This is a genomic window from Arthrobacter sp. CMU6, from assembly GCF_059090205.1.
On the sequence record NZ_JBNHFL010000014.1, the window covers coordinates 108,666 to 123,319 of the forward strand.

A 14,654-nucleotide genomic window follows, 5' to 3' on the forward strand; every position below is an offset into this window, starting at 1 on the left:
CTGCGTAACTGTTAGTTCAGCACGCATGCCTGCCCTACAATTTCCAATAAGCAGTAACACTTTGTTGTGCCCATCACAGTGGCGCTCTGAGTGGGGCCAACGTTGTCCCTTCCATACGCACGATCAGGAGGAAGGACGTCTCCCATGACCCAAACTCTTTCAAGCCCCAGCTGGTCTGAACCGAACCAGCCGGACGCCGCCATGTCGCCGTTCAAGCGGTTCGCGGCGCTCCCCGAGGCTTCCGGGCTCTATAACCCTGAGCAGGAGAAGGATGCCTGCGGTCTTGCGATCATTGCCACCCTGCGCGGTGAGCCCGGCTACGACATTGTCGATGCCGCCCTTACCGCCCTGCGCAACCTCGAGCACCGTGGTGCCGTCGGTGCCGATGAGGGGACGGGTGACGGCGCCGGCCTCCTGATGCAGGTGCCGGACGAGTTCTTCCGTGCCGTCACCGAATTCGAACTTCCGGCCCCCGGCCAGTACGTGGTGGGCACCGCCTTCCTCCCCGCTGAGCAGCGCGAGGCCGACGCCGCGAAGGCCGGCATCGAGGGCTTGGCGGCCGATGAAGGACTGACCGTTCTGGGATGGCGCGAGGTTCCCGTCGTCGCCGACCTGGTCGGTGCCATGGCGCGCGCCTGCATGCCGTACTTCTCCCAGCCGTTCTTCGCCTCGGCAACCGGCGAGCAGCTGGACCGCAACGATCTGGACGCCCGCGCCTGGCGCATCCGCAAGCGCGCCCAGAACAAGTTCGGCGTCTACTTCCCGTCGCTGTCCTCGCGGACCATCGTCTACAAGGGCATGCTGACCACGGCCCAGCTGGAGCCGTTCTACCCGGACCTTTCGGACAAGCGCTTCAAGACCAAGCTGGCGATTGTCCACTCGCGCTTCTCCACCAACACCTTCCCGTCCTGGCCGCTGGCCCAGCCGTTCCGCACCATCGCCCACAACGGTGAAATCAACACCGTCAAGGGCAACCGGAACTGGATGCGCGCCCGCCAGTCCCAGCTCGCCAACCCGCTGCTGGGTGACTCGCCGGAAGAGCTGTTCCCGATCTGCACCCCCGGCGCGTCCGACTCCGCGTCCTTCGACGAAGTTGCCGAACTGCTGTGGCTGTCCGGCCGCCCCATCACGCACGCCATCATGATGATGATCCCCGAGGCCTGGGAAAACCACGCCACGATGGATCCGGCACGCCGGGCGTTCTATGAGTACCACTCCCTGCTGATGGAGCCCTGGGACGGCCCCGCTGCTGTTTCGTTCACCGACGGCGCCCTCGTGGGCGCTACCTTGGACCGGAACGGCCTGCGCCCCGGCCGGTACTGGATCACCGAAGACGGCCTGGTCGTCTTCGCCTCCGAGGTGGGCGTTATCGACGTCGAACCGTCAAAGGTGGTCAAGAAGGGCCGCGTCTCGCCGGGCAAGATGTTCCTGGTGGACACCGAGGCCGGCCGCATTATCGGTGATGAAGAGGTCAAGGCCGAAGTTGCCGCGGCGAACCCCTGGGCCGAGTGGGTCAAGGACAACCTGATCGACCTCAACGAGCTGCCGGAACGCGAGCACGTGGTGCACACCGCGGCGTCCGTGAACATCCGCCAGCGCACGTTCGGTTACACCACCGAAGAGCTGAAGATCCTGCTGGGCCCGATGGCCCGCACCGGCGCCGAACCGCTGGGCGCCATGGGCTCCGACACGCCGGTGGCCGTCCTGTCCAAGCGCCCCCGCTTGCTCTTCGACTACTTCGTGCAGTCCTTCGCGCAGGTGACCAACCCGCCGCTGGACGCCATCCGTGAGGAGCTGGTCACCTCCCTGACCTGCGCCATCGGCCCCAACGGCAACCTCCTGGACACCAAGCAGGTGCGCCAGCCGCAGGTCTCCCTGCCGTTCCCGGTGATCAACAACGACCAGCTCGCCAAGATCGCCAACATCGAGAACGCCGACGGCGACAAGGTGGCCATGAAGGTCCGTGGCCTCTACCGCCCCGAGGGCGGCGAGAACGCGCTGCGCGCCCGGCTCACCGAAATCTGCGAGCAGGTGTCCGGTGCCATCAACCGCGGCGTGCAGTACGTGGTCCTCTCCGACCGCGACTCGAACGCCCAGTGGGCCCCGATCCCGTCCCTGCTGCTGGTCAGCGCCGTGCACCACCACCTGCTGCGGAGTGCCAACCGGACCAAGACCGCCCTGGTGGTTGAGGCCGGCGATGTCCGGGAGACGCACCATGTGGCTGTCCTCGTGGGCTACGGCGCGTCCGCCGTGAACCCGTACCTGGCCATGGAGTCCGTCGAACAGCTCATCGCTGCCGGCGACGTGGTGGGCGTGACCCCGCAGGACGGCGTCTACAACCTCATCAAGGGCCTCGGCAAGGGTGTCCTGAAGATCATGTCCAAGATGGGCATCTCCACCGTGGCGTCCTACACCGGCGCCCAGACGTTCGAAGCGCTGGGCCTGGGCCAGGAGCTCGTGGATGAATTCTTCGCCGGCACGCACTCCCAGCTGGGCGGTGTGGGCCTGGACGTCATCGCGGCCGAGGTTTCCGCGCGGCACCAGATGGCGTACCCCGAGGGTGGCATCGAGCAGCCGCACCGGCCCCTGTTGGGCGGCGGCGAGTACCAGTGGCGCCGCGACGGCGAGCCCCACCTCTTCAACCCGGAGACGGTATTCCGGCTGCAGCACGCCACCCGTGAGCGCCGCTACGACATCTTCAAGGCCTACACCAAGGGCGTGGATGACCAGTCCGAGAACCTGATGACCCTGCGCGGTCTGCTCAAGTTCAAGGAGGGCGTCCGCCCGGCCGTTCCGCTCGAGGAAGTCGAGCCGGTTTCCAGCATCGTCAAGCGCTTCTCCACGGGTGCCATGAGCTACGGCTCCATCTCCAAGGAAGCCCACGAGACCCTCGCAATCGCCATGAACCGGCTGGGCGGCAAGTCCAACACCGGTGAAGGCGGCGAGGACGTCGACCGCCTGCTGGATCCGGAGCGCCGCTCCGCCGTCAAGCAGATTGCCTCGGGCCGCTTCGGCGTCACGAGCCTGTACCTGACTAACGCGGACGACATCCAGATCAAGATGGCCCAGGGCGCCAAGCCCGGCGAAGGCGGCCAGCTGATGGCGCAGAAGGTGTACCCCTGGGTTGCCCGGACGCGCCACTCGACGCCCGGCGTCGGGCTCATCTCCCCGCCCCCGCACCACGACATCTACTCGATCGAGGACCTCGCGCAGCTCATCTACGATGCCAAGCGCGCGAACCCCTCCGCCCGGGTGCACGTCAAGCTCGTCTCTGAGGTAGGCATCGGCACAGTTGCCGCCGGCGTGACCAAGGCCAAGGCCGACGTCGTGCTTGTTTCCGGGCACGACGGCGGTACCGGCGCCTCGCCGCTGAACTCGCTCAAGCACGCCGGTGTGCCGTGGGAACTGGGTCTCGCGGAGACCCAGCAGACCCTCATGCTCAACGGCCTGCGCGACCGCGTGGTGGTGCAGGTGGACGGCCAGCTCAAGACCGGCCGCGACGTCGTCATTGCCGCGCTGCTCGGCGGCGAGGAATTCGGCTTCGCCACGGCACCGCTGGTGGTTGAAGGCTGCATCATGATGCGCGTCTGCCACCTGGACACCTGCCCCGTGGGCGTCGCCACGCAGAACCCCGAGCTGCGCGCCCGCTTCAGCGGCAAGCCGGAGTTCGTGGTCAACTTCTTCGAGTTCCTGGCCGAGGAGGTCCGCGAGATCCTCGGGGAGCTCGGTTTCCGCAGCATTGAGGAAGCGATCGGCCACGCCGAAATGCTGGACACCCAGGAGGCCATCAGCCACTGGAAGGCCGAAGGCCTGGACCTGGATCCGATCCTGCACGGCCTCGAGTTCGACGACGACGCCCCGCTGCGGAACCTGACCGGCCAAAACCACGAGCTGGACAAGCACTTCGACCAGCGGCTCATCACCATGGCCGCCGAGGCGCTGACCGACCGTGCCCCGGTAAAGATCACGGTTGACGTCATCAACACCGACCGCTCGGTGGGCACCATGCTGGGCCACGTCGTGACCAAGACGTTCGGCACGGACGTGCTGGCCACGGACACCATCGACATCACGCTGAACGGCACCGCCGGCCAGTCGCTGGGTGCCTTCCTGCCTGCCGGCATCACGCTGCGCCTGTACGGCGACTCCAACGACTACGTCGGCAAGGGCCTCTCCGGTGGCCGGATCATCGTCCGCCCGGACCGCTCCAACGTGTTCCAGGCCGAGCGCAACGTCGTAGCAGGAAACGTGATCGGCTACGGCGCGACGAGCGGCGAGCTGTTCCTGCGCGGCCAGGTGGGCGAACGCTTCCTGGTCCGCAACTCGGGCGCCACCGCGGTTGTTGAAGGCATCGGCGACCACGGCTGTGAGTACATGACCGGTGGCCAGACGCTGATCATCGGCCGCACGGGCCGCAACTTCGGCGCGGGCATGTCCGGCGGTACGGCCTACGTGCTGGACCTGGACACCGCCCGGGTCAACAAGGAAGCACTGCAGTCCGGCGAACTCCAGCTCCTTGAGCTGGACGCCGAGGACCGCGACATCGTCCACGGCCTGCTGGTCAAGCACGTGGAGGAAACCGAATCCCAGCTGGCTGCGCGTCTGCTCGACAACTTCGACGACACCGCTGCCCGCATTACCAAGGTGCTGCCGCGCGACTACGCCGCAGTGCTGCAAACCCGTCTCGACGCCATCGAAGAGGGCCTTGACCCCGACGGCGAAGAAGTTTGGTCTCGAATCCTGGAGGTGACCGGTGGCTGATCCACGCGGATTTCTGAAAGTACGTCAGCGTGAAACCCAGCCGCGCCGTCCCGTTCCCGTCCGCATCATGGACTGGAAGGAAGTCTACGAGGCCCAGGAAAAGGGTGTCCTGAAGAGCCAGGCCGGCCGCTGCATGGACTGCGGCGTGCCGTTCTGCCACCAGGGCTGCCCGCTGGGGAACCTGATTCCCGAGTGGAACGACCTCATGTGGCGGGACAAGGGTGAGGAAGCGATTGAGCGGCTGCACGCCACCAACAACTTCCCCGAATGGACCGGCCGGCTCTGCCCCGCCCCGTGCGAGGCGTCCTGCGTGCTGGGCATCAACCAGCCCGCCGTGACCATCAAGCAGGTCGAGGTGTCCATCATCGATGAGGCCTTCGACAACGGCTGGGTCAACCCGCTGCCGCCGCACCGCCTCACTGGCAAGACGGTCGCCGTCGTCGGTTCCGGCCCTGCCGGCCTGGCGGCTGCGCAGCAGCTGACCCGCGTGGGCCACACCGTTGCCGTCTACGAACGCGACGACAAGATCGGCGGCCTGCTGCGGTACGGCATCCCCGACTTCAAGATGGAAAAAGAGCAGGTGGACCGCCGGCTCGAGCAGATGAAGGCCGAAGGCACCCGCTTCCGCACCGGCGTCGCCGTCGGTACGGACGTCACCTGGGAGCAGCTGCGCCGCCGTTACGACGCCGTGGTCATCGCCACCGGCGCCACCGTGCCGCGTGACCTGCCCATCCCGGGCCGCGACCTCGACGGCGTGCACTTCGCCATGGATTACCTGGTCCCCTCCAACCGCATGGTGGCAGGGGAGTCCCCGGAGAACCACATCGACGCCCGCGGCAAGCACGTCGTCATCCTCGGTGGCGGTGACACCGGTGCGGACTGCATCGGCACGGCGCACCGCCACCAGGCGGCCTCGGTGACCACCCTGGCCATCGGCAAGCAGCCGCCGCTGGAGCGCGCCGGTCACCAGCCGTGGCCGACGTTCCCCACCCTCTTCGAGGTGGCCAGCGCCCACGAGGAAGGCGGTGAGCGCACGTACCTCGCCTCCACCGTTGAGTTCGTGGGCGAGGACGGCAAGCTGACCGGCGTCAAGGTTGCAGAGACCGAGTTCGTGGACGGCAAGCGGTTCCCCAAGGCCGGCACCGAACGGATCATTCCTGCCGACCTGGTGTTCCTGTCCCTGGGCTTCACCGGAGCGGAGCCGGCCGGCATCACCGAGCAGGTGCACGCCGAGTTCGATGGCCGCGGCAACGTGGCCCGCGACGGCTACTACATGACCAACACGGAGGGTGTCTTCGTGGCAGGCGACGCCGGCCGCGGGCAGTCGCTGATCGTGTGGGCCATCGCCGAAGGCCGTGCCGCCGCTGCGGCAGTGGACAAGTACCTGATGGGAAGCACCATCCTTCCTGCCCCCGTGGCTCCGACGGACCGCGCCATAGCCGTCCTGTAGCGAGTCGTCCTATAGCGCCAAAGGCGGGGATGGAATTCATCTCCGCGACAACTTAACCAATGCAAGTGACAAATAGGGTAGGTATATGAGACGCGCAAAGATTGTGGCCACCTTCGGACCGGCCATTGCCAGCTACGAAAACACCCTCGCGGTGCTGGAAGCCGGCGTTGATGTAGCCCGCATGAACATGAGCCACGGTGACTACTCCGTGCATGACAACACCTATGAAAACGTCCGCAAGGCCGCGTCCGATCTGGGCAAGGCCGTCGCCATCATGGCCGACCTGCAGGGGCCCAAGATCCGCCTGGGCCGCTTTGTCGATGGTCCCCACGAGCTGGCCGTGGGGGACATCTTCACGATCACCACTGAAGACGTACCCGGCACCAAGGACATCTGCTCCACCACGCTCAAGAGCCTCACCGAGGACGTCAACGCTGGTGACGCCCTGCTGATCGACGACGGCAAGGTGGCGCTGCGCGCCATCGAGGTGGACGACGTCAAGGTTGTCGCCAAGGTGACCGTGGGCGGCTTCGTGTCCAACAACAAGGGCATCAACCTCCCGGGCGTTGCCGTCAACGTCCCGGCACTGAGCGAAAAGGACGAGGACGACCTGCGCTGGGCCATCCGCCGCGGCGTCGACCTCGTCGCCCTGTCGTTCGTCCGTGACGCTTCGGACATCAAGCGCGTCCACGAGATCATGGACGAAGAAGGCCGCCGAGTTCCGGTGATTGCCAAGATCGAGAAGCCGCAGGCCGTGGACCAGCTCCACGAAATCATCGACGCGTTCGACGCGATCATGGTGGCCCGTGGCGACCTCGGCGTGGAGCTTCCGCTGGAGGAAGTGCCGATCGTGCAGAAGCGCGCCATCGAACTGGCGCGCCGCTGGGCCAAGCCGGTCATCGTGGCCACCCAGGTGCTGGAGTCCATGATCGACAACCCGCGCCCCACCCGCGCAGAGGCCTCCGACTGCGCCAACGCAGTGCTCGACGGCGCCGACGCAGTCATGCTCTCCGGCGAGACCAGCGTGGGCAAGTACCCGATCGAGACGGTCAAGACCATGGCCCGGATCATCGAGTCCACCGAGGAGCACGGCCTGGAGCGCGTCCCCCCGCTGGGCACCAAACCCAAGACCCGCGGTGGCGCCATCACCCGTGCCGCCGTCGAAATCGCCGACCAGCTGGACGCCAAGTACATCTGTACGTTCACGCAGTCCGGTGACTCGGCACGCCGCCTGTCCCGCCTCCGCCCGATCAAGCCGGTTTTCGCGTTCACTCCGGTGGAACAAGTGTGGAATCAGCTGGCACTGACGTGGGGAATCCAGCCGCAGCTGGTTGCCATGGTGGGCCACACGGATGAGATGACCGCACAGGTTGACCGCAGCCTGCTGGACATGGGACTGGTGGACGACGGCGACCTCGTGGTCATCGCTGCCGGTTCCCCTCCGGGAAAGGCCGGCTCCACCAACTCGCTGAAGGTCCACAAGGTGGGCGACCTCGCCGACACGCCACGCGTGGGCGAGGCCACCGAGAAGAAGGAAAAGCTCGGCCCGTGGCCGGAAAAGAAGAAGAAGAACAAGGCTGCAGCAGCTCCCGCTGAGTAGCCGGCACTGAAGGGAGGATCTCCGCCTGGTGGACGCATTCACAGGTGGCGGGGATCCTCTCTTTTGGTTTCTCGGGTTGTCGGGGGACATGGATGGACCGCGGCGTTCGGGGAACCGCGGCGCGGGTAAACACGAGGTCCCCGGCTTCCGGGGAAACGGAAGGACCCCGGCACGGTGTGCCGGGGTCCTTCGCTTTGGTGCCGCTTCTTGGCTAGTTGACCTGGTTGATGATGGTCTCGGCCACTTCGCGCATGCTGAGGCGGCGGTCCATCGAGGTCTTCTGGATCCAGCGGAAGGCTTCCGGCTCCGTCAGGCCCATCTTGGTGGTCAGCAGGCTCTTGGCGCGTTCCACGAGCTTGCGGGTGGCGAACTGCTCCTGCAGGTCGGTGACCTCGGCTTCAAGGGCCTTGATCTCCTCGTGGCGGGACAGCGCGATCTCGAGGGCGGGGATGAGGTCGGCGGGCGTGAAGGGCTTCACCACGTAGGCCATGGCGCCGGCGTCGCGGGCGCGCTCCACGAGTTCCTTCTGGCTGAAGGCGGTCAGCAGCACCACGGGGGCGATGCGTGCCTTGACGATCTTCTCGGCCGCGGAGATGCCGTCCATGACGGGCATCTTCACGTCCATGAGGACCAGGTCCGGCTTGAGCTCCTCGGCCAGCTGCACGGCCTTCTCACCGTTGTCGGCCTCGCCGATGACGTCGTAGCCTTCGCCTCGCAGGATTTCGATGATGTCCAGGCGGATGAGGGTTTCATCTTCGGCCACAACTACGCGGCGCGCCGGCTGGGACGTTTTGTTTGACTCCGTCGGTTCTGACACGGGATCTCCTTGAAAAGGTACGGCGGGACTATGACTATCTTAGTTGGGCCCCGCGCTTGTACTTGGATCGGCATGGCTTGTTGCGACGGCGCTGGCGCGATTCTGGGTTTTAGCCTATCTGCATGTAGAGTAAATCCGCGCACTGGTAGTGGCTGCGTTGCTCACACTTCGCTGTGAGCCTACGATTGTTACTCCGTGTACTCCGCGCCCGAGTGGCGGAATTGGCAGACGCGCCGCACTCAAAATGCGGTATCGAAAGGTGTGTGGGTTCGAGTCCCATCTCGGGCACGTGTTTTCCCTGTTCAGGGGCTTTTTAGCCTCTGAGTGTGGACAAATTGTGTTGTGAAGGGCCCCTTAGGGGGCCTTTTTCATTGGTGGCCGGTGGTGTCGCGGCCTGGCTCCTTCGTTCCCGGGTCGGCGGTCTTGGCGCTTGTTACCTGTTCATGGGCGTAACTGGCCGGGGCAACATGACCTGAGAAAATTTCCGGTGGGGTTTCTTTTCTTGGTCGTTGGGCGTTCACTTGGCTTCTCCTTCTGGGTTCGTGTTGGCTGTTCTGCTTGTTCATGGTCGGTCCGGGGGAGTGCGACATGACTTGTGTCGGGTTGTTCGGGAATCGGTTCCGGCGGACTCCCGCGGATGCTCTGGGGCCCATTACCGTGGCCGACTGACGGCCGGCATTGCCGTGCATTTGGCTCATGAAGCTCAAGCCACCTTTCATCCCGGTGTCTCTGGTTTTCGCGTCGTTGCCTGTTCATGGGTACCTTCCGCGTCTACTGCATGATGAAGTGAAGGTTTTTTGGGCGCGACGTCCGGAAGTGAGGTATCCGCCTGGCTGGACTTTCATATTCCTTCATGGCCAACCTGCTGAATGACAACATGACGGAAGGGTGATGCACCGACACAATCTCAGCGACCCAAACCCACACCTAGGTCCCGCCGTCGGCCGGCTGCCGGAACGAGCCAGAAAAGTCAGCTTGAAATCTAGGACCTTCGCAAGAGCGCGTCAGCATTAAGGAGTAGGGACCGAAAACTGACGGCTTGCGTGGCCGCCTGACATCAGGTTGGGGTGTAGTCATGCCTTTCGGGGGGTGGGATAGGAGTAGGAGACCTGTTTGCCGATCCCTCCGGTTGCCCCTTGCAAAAGCCGTCCAGCAGCCGCGTCAGGTGTCGTCCCGCGGCGTCGCAAAGGTCCGAAGGTGGTCAACGGCGGCGTACAGCGAGTCTCGCATCGGTGCGATGTCACCCGCTATCTGAGCGAGGAGCGCGCCTCCCTGGTAGGCGGATATGAACATGTGGGCGAGCCGGGCGGGGTCGGCCGACGCGTCGATGCGGCCGAGCCGCTGCATCCGCTCGAGTCCTTCCCGAAAGATGTCTCGCCACTCCTCGAAAACGCGTGCGAGCTCGTCATGGACGTCCAGATCGGTTTTGACGATCTCGCTCGCGAGGGCACCGAGGCTGCAGCCGTCCTCGAACGGGCGACCGGAGAGGACATAGAAATCCGCCCAGTCCTGAAAAGCGCCGATGGTGTCGAAACCCGCGAAGCGTTCGCTGCGGTGGAATTGGAGGATGATGCTGGCCTGCCAGTCGATGACGCCGAGGACGAGGCTCTCCTTGTTCGGGAAGTAATGGGTGAGCTGTGAACCGCTGACGCCGGCGGCGCTGCGGAGCAGCTTGTTGTTCGTCGTGTGGACGCCCTTCGTGTAGATCAGGTCGGCGGCGTGGCGCAAGATGCGTGTACGTGTCGACTGGCCCTTCTGGGTGAGTTTCTGCGGCGCCTCAGAGTTCGTGCTGATCTCCATGCCACAACCGTAGCAAAATAATGGGCTTGACAACCCATTCTAAGTGGTATTCACTCCTATTGTGGACGAAATAGTCCAAAACCGATACGTGGAGGTTCCCGCACAATGTCCCGATGGATCGCCCCTGCCCTCGAAGACGTTCCCTCCACGGCGAGGAGCATCCTCGACGGAGTCCGAAAGCACTTCGGCTTTGCGCCGGACATGTTCAACGTCCTGGCGGCCAACCCCGCCGTGCTCGAGATCGTGATGTCCCTACAGAGCAGCGTCAGCCGTCTCCTCGACGCGAAGACCCGGCACACGATTGCCCTGGCTGTCTCACGGTCCAATGACTGCGACTACTGCCAGGCCCTGCACACTTATACATCGTCAGAGCTCGGGGGCATGGCGGGTGATGACATCGAGCTCGCGCTCACTGGTAGCTCCACCGATCCCCGCCGCGCCGCCGTGGCTCGTTTCGTGCAGCGGGTGATCGAGACCCGCGGACAGGTCGCTGATGCCGACCTCGCAGCCGTACGTGGCGCCGCATACAGCGACGCGGAGATCCTTGCGATCGTCACCACCGCGGTAGTGTCCCTTCTCACCAACTACCTCAACAACGTCAACCAGACAGTCATAGACATCCCCGCTATCACGACGAAGACGCCTTGAGATGTCAAGTTCTGAGATTTACGAGAGGTTCATGGCCCTGCACACCCGAGAGGGTGGCCTCGTGATGCCGAACGCGTGGGATGGCCTCTCGGCGCAGCTCTTCGCCGATTCGGGCTTCGAGGCGATCGCCACGTCCTCCTTTGCCCTTGCAGCATCGCTCGGCCGGTTGGACGGGCGACACCAGGTCAGCCGCGCCGAGCATCTCGAGCATGCAGGCTTGCTCGCTCGCCTGACGGGCTTGCCTGTCAACGGCGACTTCGAGGACGGCTATGGGGATACCCTCGAGGACGTTGCGGCCACGGTGAACGCTGCGGTCGAGAACGGGCTGGCAGGCATCGGGATCGAGGACACGTCCGGCGATCCCGACCGGCCCATCCGCTACTTCGACGAGGCCGTCACCCGGGTGCGCGCAGCCACCACGGCGGCGAAGGGCCGGATCGTGGTCACCGGGCGCACGGACAACTACCTGCAGGGGCGACCCGATCTGGACGACACAATCCGCCGCCTCACAGCCTTCGCCGAGGTCGGGGCCGACGTCGTCCACGCGCCATTCCCGCCCGACCTCGATTCACTGGTCGCGATCGTTGCGGCGGTTGCACCAACTCCAGTCAACGTTCTTATCTCGCCAGCGGATGCTGTGCGGTCCGTCGCCGAGTTGCGCACGGCGGGCGTCAGCCGGATCAGCCTTGGACCGGCTCTGTACGCTCACGCGATGGGCGCGCTTGACGATGCGGTCGGTGCGCTCCTCCGCGGTGACCTCGCGACCGCGACAACAGGTATGGACTTCGAGCGCATGGGCACCCTCCTCAGCCGCCGCCTGCGCTGATCCTCACCGGGTTTGGACTGACTCCGAACACCGATTCTTCATTCCACCTCGATCACTCTCATCACGAAAGTAGACCACACATGGATCTCGACAGAATCATGAACAAGCACCTGAGCCGCTACTTCGACGGCAGCAAGACCATCCCTGAGGAGAAGATTCAAAAGCTCCTGAAATTCCTCCGGTCGGCGCCCACGTCGACGAACATCCAGCCCAACTACTTCTACGTTCTGTCCACACGAGAGGGCAAGGAGAAGCTGGCCGCCAACCTCGGCGAACGTTTCGCCGACAACGGGGAGAAGATCCTCAACGCCTCGCACACGATCATCATGACCACGCGGGCGGACGTGCCCGAGCATCACCTCGAATCGGTGTTCGCGAAAGAGCGGGTTGACGGCCGCTTCCCGGACCTCGCCAAGCAGGAGCGATGGGAATACATGACCCGCGACTTCGTGAATCTGCGCAACTACACCTACAAGGACACGCACCACTGGATGGAGAAGCAGACCTACATGGTGATGGGTCTGACGATGATGGCAGCCGCTGAGCTCGGCGTCGAAGCCATGCCACTTGAAGGCTTCGACCCGGTCACCGTCGACAAAGCCTTCAACATCCGCGAGACCGGACACACCACGACCGTGCTACTGGCGCTGGGTTACCCCGACGAGGCGAAGCAGTACAAAACCCCGGTCTCACGTTTCGAGCCTGAGCGTCTGTTCACCTTCGCCTGAACCACCCCGGCCAGGCCATGACGAACCTATCGACGACACAGCAGCAGAGGAGCTAAACAATCATGGAGGGACAGGAGCTGCAGACCATAGCGAACGGGCACGCGCGGGCTGCCGGAGGTGACGGTCGAGCACCGTGTCAGCCCGAACTGGGAAAGGCACAAGGTGGGCGGCAAGGTCTTCATGCTCATGACCGACATGCCGGGTCACCCGGTCGTGGTCGTCAAGGCCGACCCAGAAGAGGCTGTGGTGCTACGTGAGCAGTACGCGGAGATCACGGCCGGCTACCACATGGACAAGAAGCACTGGATCACTGCAGCGGGCGGACCGGGCCTCGATAGTGACCTGGTGATGGAGCTCGTCACCGACTCCTACCAGCTCGTGGTCGACAAACTGCCGAGATCCGCGCGCCCCATGAACCGGGCGCATAAAACGACAACATGAACTGACATTCGTCAATGCAGAAGGAGAAATCATGATTGGACTTGGTGTTCGAGCCGCGGATGACGGACTCGAGATCCTCGATCTTCCTCACCCCCGTCAGCCGAAGGCGGGCGAGCTCATCCTGGACGTGGTCGCCGCAGGCATCGGTCCCATGGGATGCTCTACTCCATACAGGCGGATGGAACGTGAATCTCGTACCGCCGGCAGCGCTGGGCGTCGAAGCCGTGGGCCGTGTCGCCGAGACCGGCCCAGACGAGACAGAGTTCCGCACGGGCGACCTCGTGGTCGTACACGAGGCACCTCTTCCGGGCGGCAGCGGCACTTGGGCGGAACAAGTCCTTGTCCGGTCCGCGCACGTCGCACGACTGCCTGAGAACCTGGCTCCGGCGTTAGCGGCAGCATTGCCGGTTGCAGGGCTCACCGCCCAGCAGACTCTCGACGAGCTCCAGGTCGACGCCTCCACCCGCCTGCTCGTAGTCGGAGCTTCCGGCCCAACCGCTTCACTCGCGGTTCAACTGGCACATCTCCGGGGCGCTGAGGTCGTGGCCGGCGCGGGACCCGCTCACGCCGATCAGCTTCGCGCACTCGGCGCCAGTGATGTCATCGATACCCACGTCGAAGGGTGGGCGGACAAGACCGCTCGCCGATTCGACGCCGTCCTTATCGCCGCAACGGGCACCGCTGAAGACGCGATGAGGCTTCTTGTCGACGGAGGCAGGCTCTGTTCCATCACATCCGACGCCCCCCACTCAGTTCCCGGAATCACCACCTCGAACCTGTACGTGCAGCCTGACGGGCAGGCACTCGACGAGCTCGCTGCACTCGCTGCCGCGGGCGAGCTGAGACTAGAGGTCCAGGCGACGCCCGTCAAGGACGGCATCCCGATCGCGAATCGGGTCGCGGAAGGCCGCTCAGGCGGGATAAAGCACGTCCTCGAATTCTGAGGTTCATCCCCCACCGCGAGCCCCCAATTCCCACTGATCGCACTGGTGTGCGTTGTCGAGGATGATCTGCTCAACCTCACTCGCCCTTCATCCCCATAGAACCATGTCAATTACCCCGCGGAAGCCGGGCGGTCTGCCACCGGTCGCACGGGTCATGAGCATGCCGAGCATTTGACTTTGAAGTACGGACGTTGGCGTCGGGTTAGTGCGAGATTCCGTTTCATTGACAATGGCTCATGATGTCCTCAGATCCCACCCTGACAGTCGGAGGAGAAGGAAAGGAGGGTGGAGTAGCCCGAGAATCGTCGAAATAGTCCAAAGAGCCCGAAGAAATCCGCTTGGGGCCGGGGGCGGCGATGTCACATGCTGTGATTGGCGGGCGCCTGAGAATAAGCCGGAGCTCCGCCCACAGACTGAATCCTCCCTTGTCAGGCGCCCTGACGTCAGCTTGGGCTGGTAACTCAGCCTCAAAGGCGGATTCATCGACCCGCGTATCCAACATCCGTGCCTCATCCATACCGAAAGTTGCTTCTGTGACAGGTTGTCAGCGATGGTCGAAAAGTGAGCCATTTCGCGGGCTGAAAAGTGAGCCACCATGACGCTGGTTATTCTGCCGTATTTTCCGGTCTTGTCGAGGGC

10 protein-coding genes and 1 tRNA gene are annotated in these 14,654 nt (G+C 64.3%); 9 read left to right on the top strand and 2 right to left on the bottom strand.

Annotation, left to right across the window (positions count from 1 at the left end):
* Nucleotides 1-144 precede the first annotated feature (144 nt).
* From gltB to pyk, 3 genes are all read left to right on the top strand, one after another.
* Nucleotides 145-4,761 carry a glutamate synthase large subunit gene (gene gltB / locus AC5RWD_RS11870; protein ID WP_494020190.1) on the top strand — a complete coding sequence of 1,539 codons (4,617 nt, stop codon included), beginning with the start codon at nt 145-147 and terminating at the stop codon, nt 4,759-4,761.
* Nucleotides 4,754-6,211 carry a glutamate synthase subunit beta gene (locus tag AC5RWD_RS11875; RefSeq protein ID WP_494020191.1) on the top strand — a complete coding sequence of 486 codons (1,458 nt, stop codon included), beginning with the start codon at nt 4,754-4,756 and terminating at the stop codon, nt 6,209-6,211. The genes gltB and AC5RWD_RS11875 overlap by 8 nt, the downstream gene beginning before the upstream one ends.
* A gap of 85 nt (nt 6,212-6,296) precedes the next feature.
* A complete protein-coding gene (gene pyk, locus AC5RWD_RS11880; RefSeq protein WP_494020192.1) occupies nt 6,297-7,811 on the top strand; it encodes a pyruvate kinase in 1,515 nt (504 codons plus the stop codon).
* 211 nt (nt 7,812-8,022) lie between these two features.
* Here pyk and AC5RWD_RS11885 read toward each other — a convergent pair whose 3' ends face one another.
* The gene (locus AC5RWD_RS11885; RefSeq protein WP_306922492.1) at nt 8,023-8,628 is read right to left on the bottom strand and encodes an ANTAR domain-containing response regulator; all 606 of its coding nucleotides are present in this window, start codon (nt 8,626-8,628) and stop codon (nt 8,023-8,025) included.
* 206 nt (nt 8,629-8,834) lie between these two features.
* Here AC5RWD_RS11885 and AC5RWD_RS11890 point away from each other — a divergent pair.
* Nucleotides 8,835-8,916: transfer RNA gene (locus tag AC5RWD_RS11890), tRNA-Leu, on the top strand.
* 873 nt (nt 8,917-9,789) lie between these two features.
* On the opposite strand, the gene AC5RWD_RS11895 is transcribed toward AC5RWD_RS11890, so the two are convergent.
* Nucleotides 9,790-10,428, bottom strand: a complete 639-nt coding sequence (locus AC5RWD_RS11895; protein WP_494020193.1) for a TetR/AcrR family transcriptional regulator — start codon at nt 10,426-10,428, stop codon at nt 9,790-9,792.
* 105 nt (nt 10,429-10,533) lie between these two features.
* Between AC5RWD_RS11895 and AC5RWD_RS11900 the strand changes: the two genes are divergently transcribed.
* The 5 genes from AC5RWD_RS11900 (at nt 10,534) to AC5RWD_RS11920 (ending at nt 14,015) form a co-directional block, all read left to right on the top strand.
* Nucleotides 10,534-11,076 (top strand): carboxymuconolactone decarboxylase family protein, encoded by a 543-nt coding sequence (locus tag AC5RWD_RS11900; RefSeq protein ID WP_494020194.1) that lies wholly within the window; start codon nt 10,534-10,536, stop codon nt 11,074-11,076.
* A gap of 31 nt (nt 11,077-11,107) precedes the next feature.
* Nucleotides 11,108-11,902 (top strand): isocitrate lyase/PEP mutase family protein, encoded by a 795-nt coding sequence (locus tag AC5RWD_RS11905; protein ID WP_494020195.1) that lies wholly within the window; start codon nt 11,108-11,110, stop codon nt 11,900-11,902.
* Between the two features lie 80 nt (nt 11,903-11,982).
* On the top strand, nt 11,983-12,630 hold the full coding sequence (locus tag AC5RWD_RS11910; RefSeq protein ID WP_494020196.1) for a nitroreductase family protein: 648 nt from the start codon (nt 11,983-11,985) through the stop codon (nt 12,628-12,630).
* Between the two features lie 117 nt (nt 12,631-12,747).
* On the top strand, nt 12,748-13,071 hold the full coding sequence (locus tag AC5RWD_RS11915) for an MmcQ/YjbR family DNA-binding protein (protein ID WP_494020197.1): 324 nt from the start codon (nt 12,748-12,750) through the stop codon (nt 13,069-13,071).
* Nucleotides 13,072-13,130: 59 nt separating this feature from the next.
* Complete coding sequence (locus AC5RWD_RS11920; protein ID WP_494020202.1) at nt 13,131-14,015, top strand: zinc-binding dehydrogenase; 885 nt, start codon at nt 13,131-13,133, stop codon at nt 14,013-14,015.
* Nucleotides 14,016-14,654 lie beyond the last annotated feature (639 nt).